Annotated in this window: 34 protein-coding genes and 1 pseudogene; 18 read left to right on the forward strand and 17 right to left on the reverse strand. The window is 43.0% G+C overall.

The annotated features are described in order from the left end of the window. Window positions 1-10: 10 nt before the first annotated feature. Window positions 11-244 (forward strand): DUF378 domain-containing protein, encoded by a 234-nt coding sequence (locus ACJ9PY_RS24465; RefSeq protein ID WP_034310308.1) that lies wholly within the window; start codon window positions 11-13, stop codon window positions 242-244. 136 nt (window positions 245-380) lie between these two features. On the opposite strand, the gene yugI is transcribed toward ACJ9PY_RS24465, so the two are convergent. Continuing rightward, entirely contained in the window at window positions 381-785 is a 405-nt protein-coding gene (yugI, locus tag ACJ9PY_RS24470; protein ID WP_034310304.1) for a S1 domain-containing post-transcriptional regulator GSP13, read from the reverse strand. A gap of 343 nt (window positions 786-1,128) precedes the next feature. Between yugI and ACJ9PY_RS24475 the strand changes: the two genes are divergently transcribed. Then, window positions 1,129-2,472, forward strand: coding sequence for a sodium-dependent transporter (locus ACJ9PY_RS24475; RefSeq protein ID WP_411739196.1), 1,344 nt, complete (start codon window positions 1,129-1,131; stop codon window positions 2,470-2,472). 140 nt (window positions 2,473-2,612) lie between these two features. Beyond that, window positions 2,613-2,966, forward strand: a complete 354-nt coding sequence (locus tag ACJ9PY_RS24480) for a helix-turn-helix domain-containing protein (protein ID WP_057278025.1) — start codon at window positions 2,613-2,615, stop codon at window positions 2,964-2,966. A 158-nt stretch (window positions 2,967-3,124) separates the two neighbouring features. Here ACJ9PY_RS24480 and ACJ9PY_RS24485 read toward each other — a convergent pair whose 3' ends face one another. Together ACJ9PY_RS24485 and ACJ9PY_RS24490 are read right to left on the reverse strand one after the other, a co-directional pair. Next, the gene (locus ACJ9PY_RS24485; RefSeq protein WP_063574780.1) at window positions 3,125-4,294 is read right to left on the reverse strand and encodes an aminotransferase; all 1,170 of its coding nucleotides are present in this window, start codon (window positions 4,292-4,294) and stop codon (window positions 3,125-3,127) included. After that, window positions 4,291-4,791: an Lrp/AsnC family transcriptional regulator gene (locus ACJ9PY_RS24490; protein ID WP_034310292.1), complete on the reverse strand. Its 501-nt coding sequence runs from the start codon at window positions 4,789-4,791 to the stop codon at window positions 4,291-4,293. Before ACJ9PY_RS24490 ends, ACJ9PY_RS24485 begins: the two co-directional genes overlap by 4 nt. A 304-nt stretch (window positions 4,792-5,095) precedes the next feature. Here ACJ9PY_RS24490 and ACJ9PY_RS24495 point away from each other — a divergent pair, with 304 nt between their 5' ends. Further along, a complete protein-coding gene (locus ACJ9PY_RS24495) occupies window positions 5,096-5,938 on the forward strand; it encodes an alpha/beta fold hydrolase (RefSeq protein ID WP_411739197.1) in 843 nt (280 codons plus the stop codon). Here the strand turns inward: ACJ9PY_RS24495 and ACJ9PY_RS24500 are convergent. Together ACJ9PY_RS24500 and ACJ9PY_RS24505 are read right to left on the reverse strand one after the other, a co-directional pair. After that, window positions 5,913-6,194 carry a hypothetical protein gene (locus ACJ9PY_RS24500; protein ID WP_411739198.1) on the reverse strand — a complete coding sequence of 94 codons (282 nt, stop codon included), beginning with the start codon at window positions 6,192-6,194 and terminating at the stop codon, window positions 5,913-5,915. The genes ACJ9PY_RS24495 and ACJ9PY_RS24500 overlap by 26 nt on opposite strands. A 106-nt stretch (window positions 6,195-6,300) precedes the next feature. Continuing rightward, window positions 6,301-6,561, reverse strand: a complete 261-nt coding sequence (locus ACJ9PY_RS24505; RefSeq protein WP_411739199.1) for a DUF1871 family protein — start codon at window positions 6,559-6,561, stop codon at window positions 6,301-6,303. Between the two features lie 94 nt (window positions 6,562-6,655). Here ACJ9PY_RS24505 and ACJ9PY_RS24510 point away from each other — a divergent pair, with 94 nt between their 5' ends. Then, complete coding sequence (locus ACJ9PY_RS24510; RefSeq protein WP_411740329.1) at window positions 6,656-7,840, forward strand: MalY/PatB family protein; 1,185 nt, start codon at window positions 6,656-6,658, stop codon at window positions 7,838-7,840. Window positions 7,841-7,874: 34 nt separating this feature from the next. Here ACJ9PY_RS24510 and ACJ9PY_RS24515 read toward each other — a convergent pair whose 3' ends face one another. Then, on the reverse strand, window positions 7,875-8,630 hold the full coding sequence (locus tag ACJ9PY_RS24515; protein WP_095679249.1) for a TraR/DksA C4-type zinc finger protein: 756 nt from the start codon (window positions 8,628-8,630) through the stop codon (window positions 7,875-7,877). 142 nt (window positions 8,631-8,772) lie between these two features. Here ACJ9PY_RS24515 and ACJ9PY_RS24520 point away from each other — a divergent pair, with 142 nt between their 5' ends. Next, window positions 8,773-9,630 carry a manganese catalase family protein gene (locus tag ACJ9PY_RS24520; RefSeq protein WP_411739200.1) on the forward strand — a complete coding sequence of 286 codons (858 nt, stop codon included), beginning with the start codon at window positions 8,773-8,775 and terminating at the stop codon, window positions 9,628-9,630. Window positions 9,631-9,670: 40 nt separating this feature from the next. Here the strand turns inward: ACJ9PY_RS24520 and ACJ9PY_RS24525 are convergent, their stop codons facing one another. The 4 genes from ACJ9PY_RS24525 to ACJ9PY_RS24540 all read right to left on the reverse strand — a co-directional run bounded on the left by ACJ9PY_RS24525 (window position 9,671) and on the right by ACJ9PY_RS24540 (window position 12,146). Continuing rightward, a complete protein-coding gene (locus ACJ9PY_RS24525; RefSeq protein WP_034310278.1) occupies window positions 9,671-10,285 on the reverse strand; it encodes a PH domain-containing protein in 615 nt (204 codons plus the stop codon). A gap of 40 nt (window positions 10,286-10,325) precedes the next feature. After that, window positions 10,326-10,802, reverse strand: a complete 477-nt coding sequence (locus tag ACJ9PY_RS24530) for a GNAT family N-acetyltransferase (protein ID WP_034310275.1) — start codon at window positions 10,800-10,802, stop codon at window positions 10,326-10,328. 168 nt (window positions 10,803-10,970) lie between these two features. Further along, entirely contained in the window at window positions 10,971-11,195 is a 225-nt protein-coding gene (locus ACJ9PY_RS24535) for a hypothetical protein (protein ID WP_034310272.1), read from the reverse strand. 360 nt (window positions 11,196-11,555) lie between these two features. Continuing rightward, a complete protein-coding gene (locus tag ACJ9PY_RS24540) occupies window positions 11,556-12,146 on the reverse strand; it encodes a peptidylprolyl isomerase (protein ID WP_034310270.1) in 591 nt (196 codons plus the stop codon). 178 nt (window positions 12,147-12,324) lie between these two features. On the opposite strand from ACJ9PY_RS24540, the gene ACJ9PY_RS24545 reads away from it, so the two are divergent. Continuing rightward, window positions 12,325-12,711 (forward strand): kinase-associated lipoprotein B, encoded by a 387-nt coding sequence (locus ACJ9PY_RS24545; RefSeq protein WP_057278031.1) that lies wholly within the window; start codon window positions 12,325-12,327, stop codon window positions 12,709-12,711. A 37-nt stretch (window positions 12,712-12,748) separates the two neighbouring features. Here ACJ9PY_RS24545 and kapD read toward each other — a convergent pair whose 3' ends face one another. Next, entirely contained in the window at window positions 12,749-13,372 is a 624-nt protein-coding gene (kapD, locus tag ACJ9PY_RS24550) for a 3'-5' exonuclease KapD (RefSeq protein WP_034310264.1), read from the reverse strand. Between the two features lie 502 nt (window positions 13,373-13,874). On the opposite strand from kapD, the gene ACJ9PY_RS24555 reads away from it, so the two are divergent. The 4 genes and pseudogenes from ACJ9PY_RS24555 to ACJ9PY_RS24570 all read left to right on the forward strand — a co-directional run. Beyond that, on the forward strand, window positions 13,875-14,186 hold the full coding sequence (locus ACJ9PY_RS24555; protein ID WP_255294629.1) for a transglycosylase domain-containing protein: 312 nt from the start codon (window positions 13,875-13,877) through the stop codon (window positions 14,184-14,186). A gap of 46 nt (window positions 14,187-14,232) precedes the next feature. Beyond that, the gene (locus ACJ9PY_RS24560) at window positions 14,233-14,364 is read left to right on the forward strand and encodes a hypothetical protein (RefSeq protein ID WP_411740330.1); all 132 of its coding nucleotides are present in this window, start codon (window positions 14,233-14,235) and stop codon (window positions 14,362-14,364) included. Next, the gene (locus tag ACJ9PY_RS24565) at window positions 14,348-14,713 is read left to right on the forward strand and encodes a hypothetical protein (RefSeq protein WP_411739201.1); all 366 of its coding nucleotides are present in this window, start codon (window positions 14,348-14,350) and stop codon (window positions 14,711-14,713) included. The genes ACJ9PY_RS24560 and ACJ9PY_RS24565 overlap by 17 nt, the downstream gene beginning before the upstream one ends. Window positions 14,714-14,740: 27 nt before the next feature. Continuing rightward, window positions 14,741-15,472: pseudogene (locus ACJ9PY_RS24570) on the forward strand (penicillin-binding transpeptidase domain-containing protein); the annotation flags it as partial. 35 nt (window positions 15,473-15,507) lie between these two features. On the opposite strand, the gene ACJ9PY_RS24575 reads toward ACJ9PY_RS24570, so the two are convergent. Then, a complete protein-coding gene (locus ACJ9PY_RS24575) occupies window positions 15,508-15,927 on the reverse strand; it encodes a DUF5366 family protein (protein WP_411739202.1) in 420 nt (139 codons plus the stop codon). 418 nt (window positions 15,928-16,345) lie between these two features. On the opposite strand from ACJ9PY_RS24575, the gene ACJ9PY_RS24580 reads away from it, so the two are divergent. The 7 genes from ACJ9PY_RS24580 to mnhG are packed head-to-tail and all read left to right on the forward strand — an operon-like array spanning window position 16,346 to window position 22,074. Next, complete coding sequence (locus tag ACJ9PY_RS24580; protein ID WP_411739203.1) at window positions 16,346-18,751, forward strand: Na+/H+ antiporter subunit A; 2,406 nt, start codon at window positions 16,346-16,348, stop codon at window positions 18,749-18,751. Next, a complete protein-coding gene (locus ACJ9PY_RS24585) occupies window positions 18,748-19,170 on the forward strand; it encodes a Na(+)/H(+) antiporter subunit B (RefSeq protein ID WP_034310256.1) in 423 nt (140 codons plus the stop codon). The genes ACJ9PY_RS24580 and ACJ9PY_RS24585 overlap by 4 nt, the downstream gene beginning before the upstream one ends. Then, window positions 19,170-19,511, forward strand: a complete 342-nt coding sequence (locus ACJ9PY_RS24590) for a Na(+)/H(+) antiporter subunit C (RefSeq protein WP_054398868.1) — start codon at window positions 19,170-19,172, stop codon at window positions 19,509-19,511. Before ACJ9PY_RS24585 ends, ACJ9PY_RS24590 begins: the two co-directional genes overlap by 1 nt. Beyond that, window positions 19,504-20,985 (forward strand): Na+/H+ antiporter subunit D, encoded by a 1,482-nt coding sequence (locus tag ACJ9PY_RS24595; protein ID WP_057278035.1) that lies wholly within the window; start codon window positions 19,504-19,506, stop codon window positions 20,983-20,985. Before ACJ9PY_RS24590 ends, ACJ9PY_RS24595 begins: the two co-directional genes overlap by 8 nt. Before the next feature lie 6 nt (window positions 20,986-20,991). Beyond that, entirely contained in the window at window positions 20,992-21,468 is a 477-nt protein-coding gene (locus ACJ9PY_RS24600; RefSeq protein ID WP_057278036.1) for a Na+/H+ antiporter subunit E, read from the forward strand. A gap of 11 nt (window positions 21,469-21,479) precedes the next feature. Then, window positions 21,480-21,752, forward strand: a complete 273-nt coding sequence (locus ACJ9PY_RS24605) for a Na(+)/H(+) antiporter subunit F1 (RefSeq protein WP_370023645.1) — start codon at window positions 21,480-21,482, stop codon at window positions 21,750-21,752. Next, a complete protein-coding gene (gene mnhG, locus ACJ9PY_RS24610; RefSeq protein WP_057278037.1) occupies window positions 21,736-22,074 on the forward strand; it encodes a monovalent cation/H(+) antiporter subunit G in 339 nt (112 codons plus the stop codon). Before ACJ9PY_RS24605 ends, mnhG begins: the two co-directional genes overlap by 17 nt. 53 nt (window positions 22,075-22,127) lie before the next feature. Here the strand turns inward: mnhG and ACJ9PY_RS24615 are convergent, their stop codons facing one another. The 5 genes from ACJ9PY_RS24615 to ribD all read right to left on the reverse strand — a co-directional run bounded on the left by ACJ9PY_RS24615 (window position 22,128) and on the right by ribD (window position 26,248). Next, complete coding sequence (locus ACJ9PY_RS24615) at window positions 22,128-22,847, reverse strand: MOSC domain-containing protein (protein WP_411739204.1); 720 nt, start codon at window positions 22,845-22,847, stop codon at window positions 22,128-22,130. Between the two features lie 90 nt (window positions 22,848-22,937). Further along, window positions 22,938-23,336 (reverse strand): hotdog fold thioesterase, encoded by a 399-nt coding sequence (locus tag ACJ9PY_RS24620; protein WP_034310237.1) that lies wholly within the window; start codon window positions 23,334-23,336, stop codon window positions 22,938-22,940. A gap of 117 nt (window positions 23,337-23,453) precedes the next feature. Then, window positions 23,454-24,017, reverse strand: coding sequence for a 5' nucleotidase, NT5C type (locus ACJ9PY_RS24625; protein ID WP_034310235.1), 564 nt, complete (start codon window positions 24,015-24,017; stop codon window positions 23,454-23,456). Window positions 24,018-24,032: 15 nt separating this feature from the next. Beyond that, the gene (locus tag ACJ9PY_RS24630) at window positions 24,033-25,130 is read right to left on the reverse strand and encodes an FAD-dependent monooxygenase (protein WP_411739205.1); all 1,098 of its coding nucleotides are present in this window, start codon (window positions 25,128-25,130) and stop codon (window positions 24,033-24,035) included. A gap of 23 nt (window positions 25,131-25,153) precedes the next feature. Next, the gene (gene ribD / locus ACJ9PY_RS24635) at window positions 25,154-26,248 is read right to left on the reverse strand and encodes a bifunctional diaminohydroxyphosphoribosylaminopyrimidine deaminase/5-amino-6-(5-phosphoribosylamino)uracil reductase RibD (RefSeq protein WP_098864796.1); all 1,095 of its coding nucleotides are present in this window, start codon (window positions 26,246-26,248) and stop codon (window positions 25,154-25,156) included. Window positions 26,249-26,252 lie beyond the last annotated feature (4 nt).

Here is a 26,252-nt window from a genome sequence, read left to right on the forward strand (position 1 = left end):
AGGCTGTACAATGAGTGGAATACAAAGAATTGCACTTGTTCTTACTATAATCGGGGCAATCAACTGGGGATTAATAGGGTTTTTCCAATTTGACTTGGTCGCTTCGATTTTCGGGGGGCAAGATGCTGGAATGGCCCGTATCGTTTATGGATTGGTTGGAATTGCCGGTCTCATTAATCTTGGTCTTCTCTTTAAACCAAGTCCTGAAATTTCCAGGGAGCCTGAAACCAAACCGACTCGCTGAGATCTTGATCATCGACAATGTTATGTTCTATAAAATAAAGCCGGACCATGGATAAACACATGACCCGGCTTTATTTCATTCATGTGCCCCAGGACAAAAAAAACCGGCTGATCGAGGATCTGCCGGTTCTAAAAAATTATTTTTTGATTAAGTCTTCGCGTTGAGATTGTTCAATCCACTCTTGAAGTTTGTCTTTCAATGTGTTGAAACCTTCAGTAGATTCGATGTGAGATGTCGCTTTAACAGATGCTTGGCGTTTTTTCGGAGCTTTTTTCGGAGCTTCAGTACGCTCAGGAGCTTCTTCTGTAGCGCGGATCGATAAGCCGATTTTTCCAGCAGCTGAATCGATGGAAAGAACTTTAACTTTCACTTCATCGCCCACTTTTAAATGTTCGTTAATATCTTTAACGAAGCCGTGAGTGATTTCAGAAATATGAACTAAACCTTGAGTTGATTCATCTAAAGCAACAAATGCACCGTATGGTTGAATACCAGTAACTTTACCAGCAACTACCGCACCAATTTCGAATTTTTCAGACATGGTAACACTCCTATTTTATATATATTTTTTCGTCTTTTCACGCAATAAAAAATTATATCACATAATTGGAAAATAATCAAAGTTAAGTATACCATACTTTTTGGGATTTTACTCATTAAAAATGTTTGTTTTTTGGAAATAATAAATATTATAAGATCTTTGTATATAACTTAACCTAAAAATTTGCAAATAACCCCTATTTCCCTTAAGATATTTACTCATTTTTCTAAAGATTGTAATATTAAACCTATCCAATTGCCCCTAATCATAGTAAGATGAGAAAATGTTTTAAAAAAATAATATACAGCTAGATATTCTTTACATCTAAAGGAGTTTTTCCATCATGTCAAAACAAGATCAATGGACTTCAAAACTTGGGTTCATCCTGGCAGCCGCGGGATCCGCTATTGGATTGGGCGCCATCTGGAAGCTCCCGTATATGACTGGGGAAAATGGCGGTGGGGTCTTTTTCCTGCTCTTCATTATATTCACCCTGCTTATCGGGGCACCGATATTAATAGCGGAATTCACGATTGGCCGCAATGCACAGAAAGATGCCATTAGCGCATATAAACATATCGCCCCTGGAAAGCCTTGGGCATTGATTGGATATGGCGGTGTAGTCGCTTCAATCATCCTTCTTTCCTTCTTCAGTGTTGTTGGAGGCTGGATCATCTCCTATTTAGCAAGGAGCTTTACAGGTTCCCTCTCAAACTTGACGCAAGAGGAATATGGGAACTTCTTCAATACGATAATCAGTAATCCTTATGAAACGGTCATCGCTCAGTTATTATTCATGGTCTTTACCATTTGGGTCGTGCAAGGCGGCGTTTCCAAGGGAATTGAAAAGGCTAATAAATATATGATGCCTTCATTGTTCATTCTTTTCATCATCCTTCTTATCCGATCCTTGACTCTGGATGGGGCAATGGAAGGTGTTAAATTCTTCTTGAAACCGGACTTTTCCGCATTAACAGGGGAAACGATCCTATTGGCACTCGGCCAATCCTTCTTTGCACTAAGTGTCGGTGTTTCCGTGATGGTAACCTACGCATCCTATTTAAGTAAAAAAGAAGATATTACAAAATCGGCCTTTTCGGTAGTTGGACTGAATATCTTCATTTCCTTGCTGGCAGGTTTGGTCATCTTCCCGGCTGTTTTCGCACTGGGTTTCAGTCCTTCAAGCGGGCCTGGACTGGTATTTGTCGTGTTGCCTGCCGTCTTCAATGAAATGGCGCTTGGCGGGATCTTCATGTTCATTTTCTTCATATTATTATTATTTGCCACCCTTACGACGGCATTCTCCATTCTCGAAATCGTCGTTGCAGCCATGATCAAGGGGGATTCCGCAAAACGGAAGAAGGCCTCTTGGATAGCTGGTATCACCGTTTTCCTGATTGGGATTCCTAGCGCATTGTCCTTTGGAGTGCTTTCGGATGTGAAGATTTTCAATTTATCCATATTCGATTTCGCTGATTATCTGACAAGCAATATCGCGCTGCCAGTCGGCGCCTTGTTCATATCCCTTTTCATCGGTTATCAAATGAAAAGGATCGAGGTACAAAAGGAGTTCGAAACTGGCGCTGATTCCGGCCGATCACTTTTTAAACTTTGGTACTTCCTGATTCGCTACATCGTGCCGATCATGATCATACTCGTATTCCTTAAGTCAACTAATCTCATTTAACATTCAACGTGCCGTTTCGATATTTCTCGATGCGGCATTTTTTTCACAAAACCTACATATTCCGTTCCTTCACTTAAGTAATAATATGGTAAAATAATTACATAATAAAAATATATTTCCTGAAAAAGGAGTGTCTGACCATGTCAAATATCGCGAAGAATATCCGTCAATACCGAGAAGATCACAACCTAACTCAACAGGAACTGGCTTTGAAATTACGAATCGGCACGAAGAAAATCGAAAAGTATGAATCGGGTGAATCGGTTCCTGATACGCAAACCATTTTACGTCTTTCCACCGTTCTTGACATTCCGGCTTCAGAATTCCTGAAGGATGCCCAGACCGGTAACGCTGCTGGTATCGACGAGGACTTAAAAAAATTGATTGAAGAAATCGGAACCAAAAAAGCTGAGCTCATTCTAAGGACAGCCAAGGACTTTAGCGAAGAAAAAATTCTGAAAGTTATGCATACTTTATATAAAACACAAGCTTAATTCAAAAAATGGGTCGTAGTATGTGTATTTTTTTTCTGGGTACTGGATATACTATGATTAACACTTTCTATGTTAATCCATTAGATTAACTCTTTTTTCTAATTCCCCCTATGGAAAGGGATCCGGCTGCTAATGGCCGGATCCCTATTTTTTTGCTTTTATTGGCAATGATTCTTCATGAAACGTTCCATTCTTCTGAGCGCCTCCTGAAGCTGTTCCATGGAGGATGCATAAGAACAGCGGATATGACCTTCACCGCTTTCCCCGAACACATCTCCCGGTACAACGGCAACAAGTTCTTCCGTCAGAAGTTTTTCAGCAAATTCCATCGAAGTCATCCCCGTTCTCTCGATTGATGGAAAAGCATAAAAAGCCCCGCCGGGATTATGGCAATCCAGCCCCATATCGTTAAATGATTTCACGATAAAATTTCGTCTTCTCCGATAACTCCGACGCATTTCTTCCACATCCTGCATACCGTTCTTTAAAGCTTCCAATGCAGCATGCTGCGCAACGGTCGGCGCGCACATCATCGCATATTGGTGAAGCTTAAGCATCGCTTCGGAAATTTCCTTAGGTGCACAAACGAACCCAAGACGCCACCCTGTCATCGCAAACCCTTTCGAAAACCCATTGATGACAATCGTCCGCTCAAGCATGCCGTCAACGGCAGCAAAAGAAGTGAATTCCTCATCATAAGCAAGTTCAGCATAGATTTCATCGGAAATCACCAGCAAGTCATGCTTTTTAACGATGTCAGCAAGCATCACTAATTCTTCCTGCCCAAGCTGGGTTCCCGTCGGGTTATTCGGTGAACAGATTAAAACGGCCTTCGTTTTAGGCGTGATCGCCGCTTCGAGTTGTTGGGGAGTCAACTTAAAGTCTTCTTCCTTGGATGTTTGGACCGTGACCGGTATTCCCCCTGCCATGGTCACAAGCGGTGCATAGGCGACGAAACAAGGTTCGACGACAATGACTTCTTCACCTGGATTCAAGATGGTCCTCAGGGCAATATCGAGAGCCTGGCTTGCTCCGACCGTGACAATGATTTGATCATCCGGTCTATACGAAACATGGAATTGCTTCTCCATATACCGGCTGATTTCCGACCTTAATTCAAATAATCCGGCATTGGCCGTATATGAGGTATATCCTTCCTCCAGGGAGTTGATCGCCGCTTCCCTTACCGCCCAAGATGTAACGAAATCCGGTTCACCTACACCAAGCGAGACGACCCCTTCCAAATTGGCTGCCAAGTCGAAAAAGCGGCGGATGCCTGATGGCTTAAGCTCTGCAATCGTTTTTGAAACATAACTCGTTTTTATCATGGTGACACCACTATCCGCTTATCTTCTTCAGTTTGATCAAAAATGGTGCCATCATGCTTGTATTTTTTCATTATGAAGTGAGTCGTCGTAGAAATGACGGAATCCAGTGTCGAAAGTTTTTCCGAAACGAAGCTTGCCACTTCGTTCATCGAACGCCCTTCGACAATGACTGAAAGATCATAAGCCCCTGACATTAAATAAACGGACTCGACTTCCTTGAATTTGTAAATCCTTTTTGCAACATCATCGAAACCGACGCCGCGTTTTGGAGTGACCTTTACATCGATCATCGCTGTGACACCATGGTATTCATCCACTTTAGCCCAGTTAATGACTGTTAAGTAACGTACAATGACCCGCATATCTTCCAATTTCTTCAATGTTATTTCAATGTCCGAATCTGATTGATCGGTCATTTTAGCCAAATCCTTCAGATCAATCCGGCTGTTATTTTCAATGATTCTCAAGACTTCCAATTCCTCTTCATTCAAGTGCATTGGAAAACCCCCCTTTTGGAATTCACTAATTTAGCTGTGATGGTTTGGCTGGCAGATAGTCTCACGAATTACCTTATTAGACTTTTTAAAAAACCTATATGACAATATAATTTAATAAGTCCTATGCTGTCAGGATAAACTTACACTATTATATCAAAATTGGCTGGTGACCTGTTATAGTAATTGTCTTTTTTCATCGTTATTATTACAATTACTGTTATGCAACAGTATTATAGGACCTTTTTTGGAATATTCAGGGTAACATAGGTTTTTATCATGGAACAATAACGGAGGAGGAGTTTATATGGAAAGTCATACAATCAAAGGTCTCGAACGGGTAGGGAATATCGAAATCTATTTTGAATATGACAAAATCGATGATTCTCTCCCCACCCTTGTCCTGCTTCACGGATTTTTGTCATCGAGCTTCAGTTTCCGTAAATTAGTCCCCCATTTAATCAAGGAATACAATGTGATCTCCATAGACCTCCCGCCATTCGGGCAAAGCGGAAAAGATTATCGATATACATATTCATTCCGAAACATCGCTAAATCCGTCGTTATGTTCCTGGAGGGAAAAGGAATCAGGAAATTCAGTATCATCGGCCATTCCATGGGCGGGCAGATTTCCCTGCAGCTCATCAAGTCATATCCTGATCTTGTCGACCATGCCATTCTACTTGCAGGCTCAGGCTATCAGCCCGGCTATTCGGAAAAAATGAAGATGGTCAGTTACCTGCCTTTCTTTTCTTACGGGATAAAACGGTATCTGCAAAAATCAGGTATCGAAAAGAACTTGAAAAATGTCGTCCATGACCCGGCGATGATTGACGATGAAATGCGGCAGGGATATCTAGGGCCATTCATAAAGAAGCATGATATTTTCCGGGCATTGGGAAGGATGCTTCGAGATAAGGAAATCGATTTGCTGAAGGAGGACCTTAGTGATATACATACACCATGCCTGCTTATTTGGGGAAGACATGATCGAGTGGTGCCATTGAGTATCGGCGAAAGGCTCCATGAAGACCTGCCTAATTCCGAGCTTGTTGTCATTGAGGATTCCGGTCACCTTCTTCCAGAGGAGAAACCTGAAGAAGTGTATCAACTAATTAAGGGGTTTATTGGAGTAGCCACCCCAATGTAAATTCACGAGTAAATCGCCGAATCTCACGAGTAAATGGGCGAAACTCACGAGTAAATGCGCGAAATTCACGAGTAAATGCGCGAAACTCACGAGTAAATGGGCGAAATTCACGAGTAAATCGCCGAATCTCACGAGTAAATGGGCGAAATTCACTAGTAAATAGCCAAAACTCACGAGTATACTGCACAAACTCACGACTAAAAGCACAATTCACCAATAAATCGCCGAATCTCACGGGTAAATCACTGAAATTCACGAGTATACTGCACAAACCATCAGTTAACTGAACAAACTATGGGTATAGAGCAAAAAAAACAACGTAAAAAAGGTGCCCCTGATTTCCGGGTACACCTTTTTCACCTTTATATCGAACAGCTGGCATCATTTTTTATGATGAGCAGCTTTCGTGCAACGTCCAGGCACTTTTCCATCTGAATGGATACATCGAATGCGAACTCGTAAATGGATTTTATTTTTTCCGCCAGTTCCTTCGGATCATCTATATCCCGGATCGCTACGACCGTATCTGCAATTTCCGGCTCATATAGATCCCAACCTATCTTGAAAGGGTCCCATTCTTGTAAAACGGCAACCAACGCTAAATTCATTTGCTGTGTATCCATCTAATTTATCACCTGCTCAATATTTTCAAAGAACATGATATCATAGTATCATAACAACAGGCTTTTCGCGAAGACGACAAATTTTTATTCGGTGGTGGATATTTTGAATAAATCAATATTTGAAGAACAAATCAACAGGGAAAATTCAGGGTCAGCAAAATGGGATAAAAACTCCCTCACATCCTTATATGGGCGCGAGGATGTTCTGCCAATGTGGGTTGCCGATATGGACTTCCCATCTCCTGAGGGCATTCAAAAGGCATTGATGGAACGCTTGAATCATCCAATTTTCGGCTATACCGTCCCTTCTGAAACGGTTTTCACTGAAATTCAAAGCTGGCTTAAAGACCGGCACTCCTGGCAAATCGATAAGAAGTGGATTTCATTCAGCTCCGGCGTCGTTTCCGCAATCGGTACAACGATCCAGGCATTCACGAACCCGGGCGATAAAATACTGTTACAATCTCCCGTCTATACCCCATTTTTTGATATGATCAAAAATAATGACCGGGAAGTGGTCAACAGTCCCCTTATCATAGAAAAGGACCGCTTCGAGATTGATTTCAACGATTTAGAGGACAAGCTGAAAAGCGGAGTGAAACTATTCCTTTTTTGCAGTCCCCATAACCCTGGCGGACGCGTTTGGACAAAGGATGAACTCCTGCGGATCGGGGAGCTATGTGAAAAATATGATGTAGTCATCGTCAGTGATGAGATACATGCTGACTTATTCCATACAACATCCAAGCATTATCCGATCGGCTCCCTTTCACGAAAATTAGCGGATAGGACCGTTACATTGATGGCGCCAAGCAAAACATTCAATATTGCCGGCCTTCAGGCTTCATTCCTGATCACCAGTAATGAAAGATTGCAGAAGAAACTGCAAATGGCGCAAACGAAACTAGCCTTCCATGGCCTTAACATCTTTGCCTTAACAGCAATGGAAGCCGCGTATCGGGAGGGCTTGGAATGGCTTGAAGACATGATTGGCTACATTGAGGAGAATATAAAAGTGGCAGAGGAATTCATTGCAGCCGAAATTCCTTCACTGCATGTCATGCATCCGGAAGCCTCTTACCTTTTATGGATTGACTGCCGTGACCTTGGATTGACCGACAAGGAAATAAAGGATCGACTGATCCATCAAGGGAAGCTTGCATTGGAGCCTGGTTCTAAATACGGACCTGGCGGAGAAGGTTTCGTACGAATGAATCTCGGTTGTTCACGCAGCGTCATGATGGATGGGCTAAACCGGTTGAAATTGGCTTTTACTTAAAAAAAGAACCAGGCTTAGTCCTGGTTCTTCTTTTTCAATCTTTTTCTTCATCCACATATGGATCATGCTCATATCGGGGCAAATCCCCAAACGGGGTTTGAATATTTTCTTCAAAAAGTTCTTCCTTCAATTCTTCATATTGGGAGTTCGGATAAACCGTTACCTCTTTACCGTATATATCCACACCAACGAAATTTTCATAATTTTCGACATAGCCGACATTTTCTTCGGACTCGACATACATATCTTCGTAATCGTTTGGCGGATTTACGAAATCGGAAGGCGATTCAGATGTTCCATAACTGGCAACATCCTGCCAAGAATCTTCCGCATCGTACGCAACCGATTCATGCCGGTCATCATAATCAAACCTCCCAAATGGGGGTCCGAGCACTTCCTCTTCCACCGGCCGATTGTCCGAAGTTTCCTGTGAGGGGGTATGCTCAACGCAATAAGTCGTAGTAGGGATCGCTTTCAAACGTTCAAGAGGTATTTCCTTTGAACAAACCTCGCATTTTCCATACCCACCTGCCTCAATGGCAGAAAGCGCTCGTTCAATATCCCTTATTTCATCCCGATCATGCTCGGAAAGGGCTAAATCCTTTTCCCGTTCATATAACTCGGTTCCTTCATCTCCGGGATGATTATCGTAACTCGATAACTCACCAGTCGAATCCTCCATGCTTCTTCTTAAATCGTAGTTGCCTGAATCATTTAATCGCTCTTCCAACTCTTGCTTCGTTTGCTGCAATTGCTGTTGAAATTCTTTTAGCTGCTGATTGGATAGCATGTGCAACATCCTTTCAAAATCGTTCTTCCCTCTAGTATTTCTCTCTTCCCGTCATTCCATAAAGGTACTTTTTACCTTAGGAATAAATTAATTCAGATAACAGAAGCTAACTTAGAAATATTAATTTAAGGAGGGCTTCCATTTGTATTTCTATAAGGAAGACTTAATCAATATGATCGTTCCCGATAAGCCTGATCCAAATGCTGCAAAAGTGCTCCAGGAAACGCTTGGAGGGCAATTCGGTGAAATGCGGACAATGATGCAATATTCATTCCAAAGCGCCAACTTCCGCGGCAAGGCTAAACAATATCGTGATTTAATTCGTGGAGTTTTCTTGGAGGAACTGAGCCATGTTGAACTCGTCCAATCTACCATCAATCAGCTGCTGAATGATGCTGGCGGGGATATTCCTGGAGATTCCGGTACCGATGGCGCTCCATTGGATGAAGTCATCAAAGGCGGCGCGAACCCCCACCATTTCATCATCGGTGCGAAAGCATCCCTGCCCGTCGATGCTGGCGGCAATCCATGGAACGGATCATGGGTTTATGATCACGGTAATCTTGTGGCCAACCTATTGAATAATGTCATGCTTGAATCTACGGGAGTTCTGCAAAAGTCCAGGATTTATGAAATGAGTTCCAATAAAACAATGCGCGAAACACTGGCATTTTTAATGGTTCGCGACAATGCCCACCAAAATGCATTTGCCAAGGCATTGGAAACGCTTGGGGTCGACTGGGGAAAAATCTTCCCTGTGCCTAATTATGATTTGAACAAATATCCTGAATGCCGCAAATATGTGGATTTAGGCTACCATAATGCCCAATTCAATTTCAGGATGGACCAAACACGGATCAGCCAGATTTTCCAAGGGGAGACACCTAGCCGAAATGGCGGAAACCTTGCTGTTACCGAGCCGCCAAAAGGATTCCCGGTCCCTGAAATGCCGGATATGCCAAATGAGCATAGCCCGGGATTGAGTGATTTGAATAATTAAAAAAGAAGGCGGACACATCGTTCTGTGTTCGCCTTCTTTTTTAATTATTGATATATTTCTCAAAAACAAAGCCAAAATCTTTCACATGGTACTTTTTCCGGCTGTCCATCAACCATTCGAAAGCGGCCGAATTAATTTCCTTGAAACTTGCTGCCATTTGGCTTCCATCAGTTCGAACCTGGTTCAAAGTGGAAGAAGCAAGGTTTACGCTTTGCTGGGCATATTGAAGGGCAAACTCATTCTCATGGCTAATTTCCGATATTTTCACGAGTGATTTGAACAAGTCCTTTAATTCTTCAATGAATTTCTTATGGACATCAATGGAGAAAGTCTTTGCACCGATCGAAAATTTAATTTCTGCATCCAAATCCACTGTCCCTGCGGTTTCAAGCGTGGCGTTGGAAATCGTATACTGGCTGTAGCTATATCTCGTAAGTGTTCGCTTTTTGCTGATCGCACTTGTGCCGTCCAAATGTATGAACGCTTGATTCGTGAAACAGTACTCATCGGTTTTCGATTTAATCAGGAAATAAATTTTTTCCCCATCTTCATGCATGATATAATCATCTGCATCCACCTTGTCATAATCTGCAGGACTAATCACACTTCCAATATCACTAAGACCAAGGGCATCAGCCGCCATTTTCTTAAACATACCCATTCCCCCTATCAATATCCAGGTGAATTTCACCTTATTATAAGCATTTCTCCAGTATGATCTCGTCTCGGATCGGAATTCCATCAAAACTGTAGAATGGTATTTCCGGCTTGATTTTCCGTGATTCTTCCACGGCATTTTTAACGATTTCCGAAATGACATAACCACGCTTTTGAAAAAACTTCAACGCCTGTAGATTATCGTTCGTTGTAATCGCTTTAATAGTATGGCAATTTTTTTCCTTAGCAATATTTTCCATCACATAAAGCAATGATGAGCCCACACCTTGATTCTCATGCTCACTGTTCAAAGAGATGATCTGACATACATGGTCGGATAATTTGTATGTTCCCAACCCCGTGATTTTCCCATTCTCGTCCATCACCCCAACACCCTCAAGTTCCGCATAATGAAACAAGCCTCTTGAAAAAACAACTTGAGTCGTCTCCCAGTGCTGAATGAAAAAATCCTTGACCGTATCTGCCGCAATCATTCTTTTAGCTACGATTTGCATAACCAATTACGCCCCCAAAATTTCTATCTCTATGCTTATAGTATAAAATGCTTATGCTGAGAAAGGAACATTTAATTCTTTACGACCTTCTAACAAAACATAATACCATTCATATTGAGATAATCAATATCAAAAAAAAGGGGCTCGAGATGCAGGCATCTTCCGGGATCAGGAAATGGTATCATCCTTTATACGCTGGTTCCTTCTGGTGACCTCATCTTCGAATTGCTTCGTTTTCAATTCTTCCTTCTTTGAATATCTTATAATTGCCCTCATCGTAAAAACGGCCGCCACTAAAAAAATGAAGCAAGTTATACCAGCCGAGATATATTCAGTCTTGTCTTCCGGAAAGTAAAGAAACAAACCTAGTAAAGCATGATTGAGAAAGTCCATCCGTTACATCCTTCCTGATAGGGAATTAAACTGCATTCTCTCATTATATCAATTACCAGAACAATCCACTAGTGGGCCCAATCCACTAAAACATAAAAAACGAGAGGCACTGAGCCCCTCGCTTATCTTTTATTTAGACTCTTTTCGTAAAGATTGTTGTTTTTAAAACGAAACTATTTAAGGTTGATTGGAGCGGAAGTGCGAGACTCCTGCGGGAGCAGCGGGATAGGTGAGACCCCACAGGCGTTTACGCCGAGGAGGCTCACCGCCCGCCCCGCGGAAAGCGAGCATCTGGAGGGGAAATCAACCACAACTCACTACCTTGTAAATAGCAACAAAGTATGTGAAAACAGCCTTTATTTATAGAATGGTGATCCCTTTAATGACAACGTCAACTGCTGGCTTGTCTCCCGCAACTGTCTCTACGTTAGCAATCGTATCAACAACGTCCATGCCTTCGACCACTTGTCCAAAAACAGAGTGTTTATGATCCAGCCAAGGTGTGCCTCCTTGTTCCATATAAGCACTGATGATTTCTTCCGGATAACCGGCTTGCTTCATTTGCTCACCCATCCTGCTGTCCACATGCTGGGCTTGTACGACGAAGAATTGGCTGCCGTTTGTTCCCGGGCCTGCATTAGCCATGGAAAGAGCTCCGCGCAAATTGAATAATTGCATGGAAAACTCGTCCTCAAATGGAGCTCCCCAAATACTTTCTCCACCCATTCCAGTCCCTGTCGGATCTCCGCCTTGAAGCATGAAATCCTTGATGACACGGTGGAAGATGATTCCTTCGTAATAACCGTTTTCAGCATGTGTCAAGAAATTCTCCACTGTCTTTGGAGCCAGTTCAGGGAATAGTTTAATTTTAATATCGCCCATCGTCGTTTGCATGATGACCGCTTTTTCATTTTCCAAAACTTCACTTGTTAATTGCGGAAAGTTTGTCATTGTACATAACCTCTTTCTTTTTAAAATAAAATGGCATGAAACACCATTTTTCATCTTCATTTGTACACTTTACACGATTTTCAAAAAAAAAGCATCTTTACGAAATTGAACAAATTCGCTGTGAAAAATCGTTGTTCTTATGTATCATGAAGGAAGTTAAAAGAAAGGTGGTAGGGAAATGTCAGAACAGGATTTTAAAATCGGCGATAAGGTTACCGCCATATATAAAACTGGAAAATACATCGGGGAAGTCACCGATATCAGACCTGCTGCATATCTTGTTAGAGTGTTGGCTGTTTTGAAGCATCCCATGCAGGGAGATCTTCATAACCCGAAGCAAACGGAAGTGTCCATGTTCCATCAGCGGCGTGCTCTTGCATTCCGGGAACAAACCAATGTACCTAAGAATATGGTAAGGACTTTCGATGAGGAGATTCCGGAGTATAAGGAATCCTTAAGAGAAGCTGTTGATAAAATGAAAGGCACTTTAAGCGAAGCCCAAACAGAGTGGAATGATAAAAGCTTACAGTTGCTTGAAGATCTAGCGGCGGATTATTTCAAATAAAGCTTAAAAGCCAAATCAGTAGTATATGATTTGGCTTTTATAACGCTAAATGATTCAATACCTTTGATAAATCAATGCGGTCGCCAATTGTCGTCGGTTCATGATTTTTCATATAACTTTTATCTTTCTCCACTAACTTAAAGATATTATATGTCGTAATCGCATCATCCAGCGCCCTATGATGCTTGCCTGTCCCCTCTTTGCCATAGGCCTGTACAGCTTTCCAAAGTCCGGTTTGATTTTGATCCCCGAAAAAGCGTTTATACTCCAGGCATAGATCATTTTCCTTCCCTGAAAAAGGGAAATCCAATCCTGCCTTCTGACAATTCTGGCGAAGCACCTTCATGTCCATATTTCCCCAAGTAACAATCGTCGTCGGGTGCTGTTCATCTATTTTCTTCAATAACGCAACCAGCTCTTCAAATGAAATCCCCCGGTCCACCTGATCCTGGGTAATGTTCAAGAACTTCTTGCATCTTCCCGTTAAAACTGGAAATTTCAATGGGTTAACAAAAGATGAGAATTGTTCCTCAATGGTCTCATTAATGACGGTGACTAAACCAACCTCAATGATTTCCGGATAAAACCCCGTTGGATTGGCTTTTCCTTCCGGCATCGTAAATTCAAAATCTATGAATACATATTGCTGTTGTTCCTCCATTTTTATGACCCCCTTCATATTCCTGACATCAACATATAAACAAACATGGTTTTTTCTCACGAGATTATTATAACAGAAGATTTAGAAAGTTATTTCTTTGCCATTCGAATACCGCGCTTGCCGTCATTACCTAATTTACCCAAAACCCTTTATTGTCTACCTTTTTTGGTTCACGATGGATGAATGAACCAAAAGTACCATTTTTTCATTCCGTCATTCCAAGGACATACTAAAAATATATTAGTTAGGAAGTTGAACTATGCGCACGTATCTGGCTATATCACGATTTCCCTCTTAGTTCCGGTATTGATCCTTTTCATTTTCCTTTCCCCTCAGGAGTGTCCTTAGCGCAATCTCCCTATCACTCGACGAGCGAATTCCTGTTGAATCGAAAGAAACTGGCTCAGAATAGTTACATGAAGGCCGCAAATGGAAAGGTCATCAGTGAAATTTCCACTGGTGAGAAACGGAAGACATCCCCCTTTTCCTGGAAAATCCGTTCATCGTTACAGAGGACCAGAAATTTCATGATCATGCAGGAGTCGACCTATCCGGCATAAGCAGGGCGCTTCTTATCAATTCACAAAATAAAACAATCGAACAAGGCGGCAGTACCATTACCCAGCAACTGGCCAGGAATGTTTATCTATCACATGATAGGACATATAACCGAAAACTCAGTGAACTCATTTATGCCTATCAGATAGAGCGAAAAAAATCAAAACCGGAAATCATGGAGCTATATTTGAATGCCATCTATTTCAGTAATGGAGCTTATGGAATCGAAGCTGCTTCCCAATATTATTTAAAGTAAACCGACTGGAGAGTTAACCAAGGCGGAACTTTCCTTCCTTGCCGCAATCCCTAATAATCCGGAATACTATAATCCCCTTGAACATTTCGATGCGACGAAAAAGCGTCAGGAGAGAATGCTGGAACAAATGGTTGCCAATGGTGCATTAGAACAGGCCGCGTATGAACGTCTTAATTAAAAGTACGATTAAATTAGACTTGTCCATCCCGGTCGACTTATATCCCGATTACGTGACATATGTTCATCAGGAATTGAAAAACCTGGTGGCATCCTCCGAGGGTCTCGACAAATCTCTGCAAAGCACTGATGTCACTATACGTAAGAACGCGGAAGCCGAGTTGGATAAAAAGGTCAAAAAGCTTTTGAATTCCGGTGTAACCATCCATACCGCACTCGATACTAAACTGCAAACACAATCAAAGACTGCTGTACAATCAAAAATCGGTGTCAATGATATCGAGGGAGCTTTAGTGGTTATACAGCATCATACGCACGAGCTTGTCTCTTTGATTGGGGGAAAAGATTAAAAAAAAAATTCTTTCAATCGGGCATACCAAAGCTATTGGCAGCCAGGGTCTGCGATTAAGCCGCTTCTTGATTATGCTCCCTATTTAGAAGAAACGGATGCTGACATTAATCAGCTCGTTAGCGGAGCAAGCTATTGCAGCAATAGCTATTGTCCAAAAAATTATAGCGGAGACAGCTATGGGATGGTCACACTAAGAACTGCCTTTGCTCAGTCGTATAACACACCCGCCATAAGACTCTTTGAAAAGATGGGGGTGGAAACGAGTTTCAAGTACCTGGATGCTTTTGGCTTTAGAAAAGTCAGCAAAAAAGACCACCATACGTGTTCGGCCATAGGCGGATTCGAATATGGCATGAGTCCCCTTGAACTCACAAATGCTTATACTTCTTTCCATGACGGAAACTATCAGCCAGCACGAGCCATTACAAAAGTCACCGACCAAGAAGGTAAAGTCCTTTATAAATGGAAAGACCGCTCCAAGGAGATATGGAACAAACGCACCGTAGCCAAGATGCGGCAGCTGCTCCATGAAACAACGCTTTCCGGGACAGCCCGAAAAGCCTACTTTCCTACAGATTATGTCGGCGGTAAAACCGGTACGACCAATGATGTCAAAGACATGTGGTTTGTCGGTCTGACAGCAAACTATACAACAGGCGTTTGGATTGGAAGGGACAAGCCATCCAATCTACAATCCATTTATTCACATTCACCCCATCTATTGATTTGGAAAGATATCAGCCAGACTGCCGAGTGAAAAAAGAAGGTGCCGCAATGGCACCTTCTTTTTCGCTATATGGGAAGACTTGCAATGACGCTGTTATAAAGCTTCAATCCCGCATAAGCGACTATTAAATCAATGCCGTCCAAGCGAAGATCGGAAAGAAGACCAATCCCACTAGCCACGACATTCGTCGCGATAAAGATCGACCCAAGCCCGAAGATGAATTGAACGCTGAACAATGAACAGGCACCGCCAATCACATAAATGACAGACCCCTTTCTTACACTGTTCAGGGCTTTACCCTCCGAATCCTTGGAAAAGAATAATAAAGACAGCTCCAATATCGTATCGGAGATCAGCTTCAATGCAGCAAAAACCATGAAGAATAAAAGGAGCAATACGATCAGCAGCGCCAGCTTGATGCCGGCTTCAGAAAAGAATTCCAGCATCCCTTGATAGATTCCCAAATTTCCAAATAACTTGAGCATTTGCATTTCCCCATAAATGGCAAAGAAGAGGCTGAATAACAGGATTGATGATTGGCAAATAGCTAAATAAATAAGTGTTTTACATGATTTCTCTATCAATGGTCTTTTATCCTATATCATGCAAGATAATCCAATATTTCACAATGGATACTCTGCTCATTCACCGTTGAAAAACTTTTTTTAATATATTTTTCAGGACGGTTCCCCCTCCTTTTCTACCTATATATAAAACATCATTCTAGTTGACCTTCACCGTTTTTAAAGCCATGCAAACCCTCATAAATTGCGTTATACTTTTAAGCGAGGCAAGCATTCGATAAAAAAATACATATTCAACGAAGATTTCCTAACGTCTAGGATTGCGTGAAAAAAGCATAATAAGACGACTGACTTCGTTTTTTAAAAAAGGGGGGAGTTTATGTCTTTACTTCATTGGGCGGTATTATCACCGTTTCTATTAGCACTTATTGTACCAATATTGTACAAACTATTTCGACAAATACATACAGGTTGGTTTGTATTGATTTTACCGATTCTCCTTTTCACCTATTTTTCAAGGTTCATTTCCTTGACCAAACAAGGGGATATCGTTATGGAAAGCGCAACATGGATTCCTTCTCTCGGAATAGATGTTGATTTCTATGTCGATGGACTAGGGCTTTTGTTTGCCTTGCTCATTACAGGTATTGGTTCACTCGTCGTTCTTTATTCAATTTTCTATTTATCGAAGGAGAAAGAAAAGCTTAACCAATTTTACGTCTTCCTTTTGCTTTTCATGGGGGCGATGCTTGGTGTCGTCCTTTCCGATAATCTAATAGTCCTTTATTCGTTTTGGGAATTCACGAGTTTATCATCTTTTCTATTGATAGGATATTGGAATGAGAGGGAGCGTTCACGTTACGGGGCGCAGAAATCGCTGCTGATCACTGTGCTTGGAGGCTTAAGCATGCTTGGAGGCATCATTCTCCTTTCCATTATGGGGAACACATTCAGCATACGTGAATTGATTGCCCAAAGCGGGGAACTTATGGACCACTCCCTCTTCGTTCCTGCACTTTTGCTTGTGCTGCTTGGCGCGTTCACTAAATCCGCACAGTTCCCGTTCCATATTTGGCTTCCTGACGCGATGGAAGCCCCTACTCCGGTCAGTGCTTACCTTCATTCCGCCACAATGGTCAAGGCTGGCATTTATTTGGTTGCCCGATTAAGCCCTGTTTTTGCAGAATCAGGATTATGGTTCTGGCTCGTTTCGATCGCCGGATTGATCACCCTGTTCTGGGGCTCATTCTTTGCAATCAAGCAGACTGATTTGAAGGGGATTCTTGCTTTTTCCACCATCAGTCAGCTCGGATTGATCATGTCGCTTTTGGGGCTTGGAGCTGCGGCACTCCACTATGAAACGTTGGGGGAAAATATATACTTGGCAGCCACGGTTGCAGCAGTATTCCACTTGATTAATCATGCGACCTTTAAAGGGAGCCTATTCATGGTTGCAGGCATCATTGATCATGAAACCGGTACGCGTGATATCAGAAAGCTTGGCGGATTGATGCAGTTGATGCCGATCACTTTCACTGTCGCTGTGATAGGTGCTTTTTCAATGGCTGGACTTCCGCCCTTCAATGGTTTTTTGAGCAAGGAAATGTTCCTGGCCAGCATGGTGAATGTATTGCAATTGGATATCTTCAATATGGAGACATGGGGGGTCCTGTTCCCTGTGGTTGCATGGGTAGCCAGTGTATTCACTTTTATTTATAGCATGATTGTCGTGCTCAAACCCTTTACTGGCAAACTTCAGTTACAACTTTTGGAAAGAAAGCCCCACGAGGCACCGGCCGGGATGCTAATATCCCCGATCATCCTTGCTTCGTTGGTCATCATTTTCGGTATTTTTCCAAACTTGCTGTCTTCATCCATCATTAAACCTGCTGTAGCCGGCATACAGCCGAGCTTGGCGGGACCGGATTTCCAAGTCCATATCGCCTTCTGGCATGGATTCGAACCTGAAGTATGGATGACCATCGGCATCATAGCATTTGGAATTCTATTATACAAAACGCTTCCGAAGTGGCAGAAAGTCACTCAGTGGATTCCTGAACGCATCTCCCTGAATGCTTTGTATGATAACGTGGTAAGAGGGCTCGAACGTTCAGCTTCCTTCGTCATGAAAGTATTAATGACAGGTTCGATTCGGACGTATCTGCTTTCAATCTTCCTTTTCTTCATATTTTCCTTGGGCTTTACGCTCTATTGGAAGGATGCATTTAAATTGGATACAGGGAATTTTGCCCCGATCGGCATATATGAATTGGTATTAGCTGGAATCATCGTGATTGGCTCGGTCGCCATTCTGTTTGCAAGATCCCGTTTAACTTCCATTATCATCTTAGGAGCCGTCGGTTATACGATTTCCCTATTTTTCGTTTTGCTGCGGGCACCGGATTTAGCCTTGACTCAACTAGTCATCGAAACGATTTCGGTATCGCTGTTTTTGCTCTGTTTCTTCCACCTCCCGTTAATGGCAAGCAGAAAGGAAGAACGGATGACGTTCAAGTTGAATAATGCCATGATATCCATTGGTGTAGGAGTCATCGTCACATTGATCGCCTTATCGGCACATAGCAATAAACTGTTTGATTCCATATCCAGTTACTATCTTGAAAATGCTTATAAGGAGGCAGGCGGGAAAAACGTCGTAAATGTCATTCTCGTTGACTTCCGCGGACTTGATACGATGTTTGAAATCACTGTCCTTTCCATCGCTGCGCTCGGAATATTCGCGATGATCAAATTGCGTTTGACAGGGGGGAAAGATAAATCATGAAGCAAAATGACCTGATTCTCCAAACGGTTACGAAAGTCGCCGCCTTTGTTATCTTGCTGTTTGCGGTAGCCATCTTTTTAGGCGGGCATTATTCGCCAGGCGGCGGGTTTGTCGGCGGTTTAATGACTTCAGCCGCCATAGTCCTGCTGTTGCTCGCTTTCGACATTAAAACCGTCACCGGCATTTTGCCGATTGACTATAAGTTAATGATCGGTTCCGGCCTGTTCATATCAAGCCTGACCGTGGCCGGCGGGCTGGTGTTCGGGGTGCCCCTAATGACACATGTTTATCAATATGTTGATTTACCGCTTCTTGGGCACATCTCGCTTCATACTGCGGTACTTTTTGATCTGGGTGTTTATCTTGTGGTTGTTGGTGTAACGATGACCATTATTCAAACGATAGGGGAGAGTGAATAATGGAACTTTTAATGGCCATTGTCATTGGAATACTATTTATGTGTGCGACCTATTTAATGCTTTCCAAAAGCATTTTAAGAATCATAATCGGTACCGGGCTGCTCAGTCACGGCGCCCACCTTTTGATTTTAACGATGGGCGGTTTGAAAGGCGGTTCCGTTCCATTGCTGAGTGATGAAGCTGCATCCTATGTCGATCCGCTTCCACAAGCGCTTATCTTGACGGCAATCGTCATCAGTTTCGGAGTCACATCATTTCTGCTGGTACTTGCTTATCGGACCTACCAGGAACTCGGTACGGATGACATGGAAGAAATGAGAGGTACGGAAACGAATGAATAATCTTACTTTCATGCCTGTTTTATGGCCGCTTTTCACAGGCATCCTTCTCATATTCTTTGCCAAAAAAATCAAGCTGCAAAGAGGGATATCGCTTTTTTCCTCTCTTATCGGAATTGTAATTTCCTTTTACCTAGTGATTACGGTCCATAATCAAGGCATCTTGACTTTAGGCGTCGGCAGCTGGGATGCGCCATTCGGGATCGTGATCGTCGCAGATATGCTATCTTCGCTGCTCGTACTGACCACGAATATCATTGGATTGGCCATACTGCTTTACTCGTTTTACTCCATAGGGGAAGAACGGGAAAGACATTATTACTATCCTGTATTTCAATTTTTGCTGATCGGGGTGAACGGTGCCTTCCTTACGGGGGATCTTTTCAATCTATTCGTATTCTTCGAAGTCATGCTGATGGCTTCCTACGTGCTGCTTGTACTCGGAGGGACGAAAATCCAGCTGAGGGAATCATTGAAGTATATCATCGTCAATGTACTATCCTCTTCCTTTTTCGTCATCATGGTGGCTTATCTTTATTCAGTCGTAGGAACATTGAACATGGCGGACATCAGTCAAAGGATAACGGAAGTCAACCAGCCTGGAATCATCTCGGTGATAGCGATTGGCTTTCTGATCGTCTTCGGTTTGAAGGGAGCCATTTTCCCGCTTTTCCAATGGCTGCCTGGTTCTTATTATGCTCCGCCCATTCCAGTGATGGCTCTATTCGGGGCATTGCTGACAAAGGTCGGGATCTATTCCATTTTCCGGACCTATACACTGATGTTTTATCATGACCAGGATTTCACCCATACATTCCTGGCGATACTTGCAATCTTGACCATCATCATCGGTGTCATTGGTGCGATAGCTTATTGGGATGTAAAAAAAATCATCATTTACAATATCATCATCGCCGTCGGGGTTATTCTATTCGGCATCTCCGTCATGAATGAACAGGCCTTATCGGGTTCCATTCTATATATCATTCATGACATGCTGATCAAGGCTGCACTCTTCCTGCTGGTAGGCATCATGATCAAAATCAGCGGATCGGATGATTTACGGGACATGGGCGGCTTGATCAAGCAATACCCGACCGTTGCATGGACCTTCTTCATAGCGGCCATATCATTGGCGGGAATCCCGCCGTTCAGCGGCTTTGCCGGCAAGCTCCTTATTCTTCAGGGAGCTGCAGAAAAAGGGGCCTACTTGGGAATGGCCGTTGTCTTAATTTCAAGCTTGATGGTCCTCTATTCCGTCATGAAAATATTCATGAATGGCTTTTGGGGAACTCCAAAAGCTGATTATGCCTTAACTAATGGAAAGGTCAATAAAATGCTGGTTCCGGCAGTCCTCCTCGTCATCATTTCCATTTTATTCGGAATAGGGACAGAATCGGTTTACCCATACATTACACAAGCTGTTGATTCATTAATGAATCCCGAAATCTATAACAAAGCGGTTTTAAAGGAGTAGTGCCTGATGTCATTCCAAATTTTACTGAATGTGTTCCTTGCGTTTATCTGGATGTTTTTAAAAAATGAGTTTAACGGGAGCACTTTTATCATCGGATATATATTGGGGCTCGGCATCATGTTCGTCTTCCGTCATTTTTTCAATGATCGTTTTTACTTGAAAAGGGTGAATGCCGTCGTTCTATTGCTGCTCATATTCGCAAGGGAACTCATACTTTCCAACATTAGCGTCCTTAAGGCCGTGCTTAAACCGAGCCTGGATATGAAGCCTGGCATATTCGCATTTGAAACCGTGCTGACCAAGGATTGGGAAATTACGATACTATCGAATTTAATTACACTTACACCAGGAACACTTGTCGTTGAAGTATCGGAAGATAATCGGATTCTTTATATCCACGCGATGGATATTGCCGACAAGGAAGAGGCTGTGGACAGCATTAAAAATACATTTGAAAAAGCGATTATGGAGGTGGGCAAATAATGTTCGATCTAATGCTTAAAATCGCGTTGCTCGGTGTTTCGCTTTCCATGATTGGATTCTTATACCGTTTAATCAAAGGGCCTTCCGTACCGGATCGGGTCATCGCACTCGATGCAATGGGAATCAATCTTATTGCAATCGTTGCACTTGCCTCCATCGTCATGGATACAAGCGCATATCTGGAAGCCATTCTTCTGCTCGGAATCCTATCTTTCATCGGAACGGTCGCTTTCGCCAAATTCCTTGAGAAAGGGGAGATAATCGAAGATGACCGCAATCGTTGAAACCCTATCGGCCCTATTCCTATTAATGGGAGTCTTTCTCTTTTTAGTCTCGGCTTTCGGCATCATCCGGCTGCCCGACGTCTATACAAGAAATCACGCTGCCTCAAAAAGCTCGACACTTGGAATCATGTTCATCCTGATCGGCACCTTGTTATATTTTTATTATAAACATAGCCATTTCGATTTCCGGGTCGTGCTCGCAATCATCTTCATCTTCATGACCAGTCCTGTTGCCGGACATTTAATCATGCGCTCGGCTTATCATACGGGTGTAAAAATGTGGGATCGGAGTGTCCAGGATGATTTAAAGAAAACCCGGTGATCCCTGCTATTGAAAAAGAGCTGCCCTGATTACAGGAGCAGCTCTTTTCTGTTTCAATCTTTTAAAAATACCTCATCGCCCACTCTGATTTCACCTGTTTGCATGACCGAGGCATATACGCCAAAATGATTTTCCCTTTCCTTGACGACAGTTTTAAGCAGTGATGGATCTCTATGTGAATCGCTCGGATCGACAGTTATGATCATACAGCGCTCACAATGCCTTTTGATCTCCAATTCCACTTCATTTCCAATAAGAATCCTTTTTCCGAACCATTGCTCTTCTAAAAAGGGCGTTTTGTTCACTAGAGATAGCACTAAATTTTGCCTGAATCTCCTGCCATCCAGTTCTTTTCCCCAAAGCTTTGTCAATTCGCCAATCGAGGCATCACTGACAAGCAGGATGTTTTCTTCTTCAATCGCACCTAACGGAATATGGGAAGGATGATAAACAACTGGTGCTGCCTCCTGTTTCAACAACCTTTCCATTTCCTCCTGAAAGGCTTGCTCTCCCCATGTCAAAACGTTTCCAGAAGGGGTCTTCACTTGGATTTCCGGATATTGGTCAAGTGCTTCCTCACCAGAAAAAGCAGCTTGATATCGGACCATTTCCGGGACTTGAGTTATCGTCAGGAACTTCCCATTTTTTTCTTTAAAGGCATGGCTGCGATCTCCATAAAGTCCATAGTCCATCACCTTCGTTTTCTGTACCTGTTCACCAGTGAATGATTTTACAGGATGACGGGTGATTTCTTGTATATGACCCACCAGCATAGAAAAACCTCTTTTCATACAATAGTCTACTGCCATCTTATACGTAAACCGGATAGAATCATTGCGCCAAATTGCGATTGTTCTTTTGATTTACTTTGACTTCGGTAAGTCGATAACGGCCAATGTACAGCGTGAAATGCAGATAAGATGATCCTCTTCATCACGGATTTTCACGTCCCACACCATCGTCGTCTTCCCGCGATGGATGATGTTCCCCTCTGCGGTAACAACACCTGAACGGACGCCCCTAACATGATTGGCATTGATTTCAAGGCCGACGACAGCTTGTTTTGTACTATCTACCAGCATCATCCCTCCAAAGCTTGCAACGGATTCCGCAAGCGCAACGGACGCTCCCCCATGCAATAAACCATACGGCTGCCTAGTGCGTTCATCCACAGGCATCGTCGCAATGACTTTCCCCTCGCCCACTTCTTTCATTTCAATCCCAAGCGTGCCTATCAATGAATTTTCAATATTTCTCTCCATCCCATTACCCCCGACTCTCTTGTTTTTTTAGCAAAAAAAATGAACCGTTATTCATATTAGTATACAAAAAAAGGATGACTCAAGTCTATCAAGTCATCCTTCAATAATGTAAATGTATTATTTGGAGAGGATTTCTTTTAATTCAAACCAGCTTGTCAGTCTCGGAATATCCAATTCCCTGTTATAGGAGTTATCCATTGCATACACTTTCGTTGGAATATCCAATAACGTTTCCAGCACTGCCGGTTTATCATCAAAATAATAATCCAATTCCAATTTGCGGATCGTATCAATTTTTTCATGATCCTTCATCCCGCAGTAAAAATGGTCATCCTTAACCGGAAAGCCGTTTTCGATCAGCCATTTTTTCGTCCGTTCACCATGCTCCGCTTTTCTGGCGGTGATGTAATAGATTTCGTGGCCATCGCGTTCAAGCTCCTGCAGCGTTTCCACTGCGCCCTCGAAGGCTGGACAGGATGAATAATACACTTCATCGGCCAGGCTGTTCCACATCTTGCCCCCAGCCTCTTTATCAAGCCCGAAAGCTTCATGGATCTCCAACGTCTTTAAAGCCCTGAATTTCGTTAACTCTATGTTCGTATTAAGCTTTTCATTATAAAGATGGAACGCGAACTCCCTCAAGTTAATAAGGGTATCGTCAATATCAAAACCGAATTTCATATCCTTCACTCCTATTCAAACATAAGCGGCAGCAAACTGTGATGCGAAGGACATCTCCTTGTCCACCTGAATGGCCTGTAATCTTTCAATCTCGGCTTTTCTTTTTGGCTCAGCCATTTTAAGTCCAAGGAAGCCAGTATCCCCCTGCAGGATGCATCCAGAAATAAGCTCGGCCAATATATCGGCATCCTTCATGGCACAATTGAGTCCGAACGCACCCGTAGGCGTCATCGTATGGGCTGCATCACCTAATAAAGCTACGCCATCCTTTGTCCACGTCTCACAATAGCTGCTGTAAACATCCAATAAAATGAAGTCCTGCCAAGAGCGGATATTTTCACATACAACCTTTTTTAATTCAGGAAAGGCAAGAAGCAAATCTTCAATGAATGGTTCAAAATGCTGTTTTCGCAAATAGGGAAATGAACCATGCTCTATATTCCATCCAATTTGGATGAAACCTCCGGCCTGGGTGAAGAGGGCAACCTGGGAGCCATTGACCAATGCCATCTTGATCGAAGGCTTCCACCCCTCCGGAGCAGGAATTTTTGCCCACAGTAAATCATAGCCATGACCTTTAATCTCGACTGGTATTCCCGCTTTTTTTCGAACGATGGAAAACCTGCCGTCCGCTCCGATTATCAATGGACTTTGCACTTCAAGGTCATTTCCGTCATTACGGGCCTTGACACCCGTAAAACGGCCCATTTCATTCTGCATCAAGTCGGTAACCCTCGTATTCATCATCAATTGAAAGGAGTCCAGCTTTTCGGCTTCATTCAATATGGCTTTAAGCAGATGGTTTTGAGGGACATGGATCCCAACATGATCGACAGGCCATTCCGGGATAATGCTTTTGAATATTTGGCCGTCATGCCAATATTCAATTTGTTCCATCCTAAGCAAGCCAAGTTTTTCCACACTATTGAATAAACCGTGCTTTTTAAGAATGCCCTCTCCTTCATCGTTCAAGAACTCGCCCCTGAACTCCCTTGAAACTTCAGAATGCCTTTCAAGCAAGACGACTGAAATGTCCTGCTTGGCCAATAGGTAAGCCAGCAGGGCACCTCCAGGACCTGAACCGACTATGCATACATCTGATTTAACCATCATGCCTCTTCACCTGTTGTCTATTTTTATTTAGGATAAGCCGTGATGCGTATGTCCTCACCAAACGTTTCCACGCCAGAAAAGGAAACATCCATCGCTTCATCCATCGTATCCACATTCATGCCAGTATACGGTGTCAGTGAGTTTCTGCCGCCCAATAGTTTAGGGGCTATATAAATCAAGTATTTATCGATGAGCCCTTCCCTGAGGAATGAGGCATTCACTTCGCTTCCGCCTTCCAGCAAGACATCCGTAATCCCCTTTTTATACAGCTCTTCCATTAATGCCGTTAGATTCAGTCCCGTCTCGTTTTTGGGGACGAAAATGAATTCGATCCCTTTTTCACGTAAAAGGTCCATTTTATCCGCAGGTGCATTTTCCTGCGTTACGATCAAGGTCTTCGCATCTGATACCTCTACAACTTTGGCATCCAATGGAACCCGTAATTCACTGTCTAAAATGATCCGGATCGGATTTTTCCCTCCGCCCTCCGGAAGTCTGGTCGTCAGTGATGGATCATCGGCCAACACAGTCCCGATACCAACTAGGATGGCATCCACCTCATCACGGAGCAAATGAACGGAATGACGTGACTCTTCCCCTGTTATCCACTTTGAATGGCCTGTGTGGGTTGCAAGTTTTCCATCGAGCGTCATCGCATACTTCGATATGACAAATGGACGATCCGTCAGCATATTGTGAATAAAACGCTCATTCAGCCTTTGAGCTTCCTTTTCCAGGACGCCGACTTCAACTTCAATGCCTGCATCCTTTATGATCGATATTCCTCTGCCGGCCACTTCCGGATTCGGATCTTGAGTCGCAACCACGACTCGCCGGACACCTGATTCTTTCACCAAATTTGCACAAGGAGGTGTCTTTCCATAATGGGAACAAGGCTCAAGAGTCACATAAAGCGTTGCACCTTCTGCATACTCACCCGCCATTTTAAAAGCATGTACTTCCGCATGCGGTTCACCCGCTTTACGGTGGATCCCTGTCCCGGCTATCACACCGTCTTTCACTATGACTGCCCCGACCACTGGATTGGGATTCGTCTTTCCTTTAGCACTGGCTGCCAAATCCAGTGCCAGCTTCATGTAATATTGATCATCATTCATTCTA

This window comes from Peribacillus sp. S4, assembly GCF_046715815.1.
Taxonomy (GTDB): domain Bacteria; phylum Bacillota; class Bacilli; order Bacillales; family DSM-1321; genus Peribacillus; species Peribacillus frigoritolerans.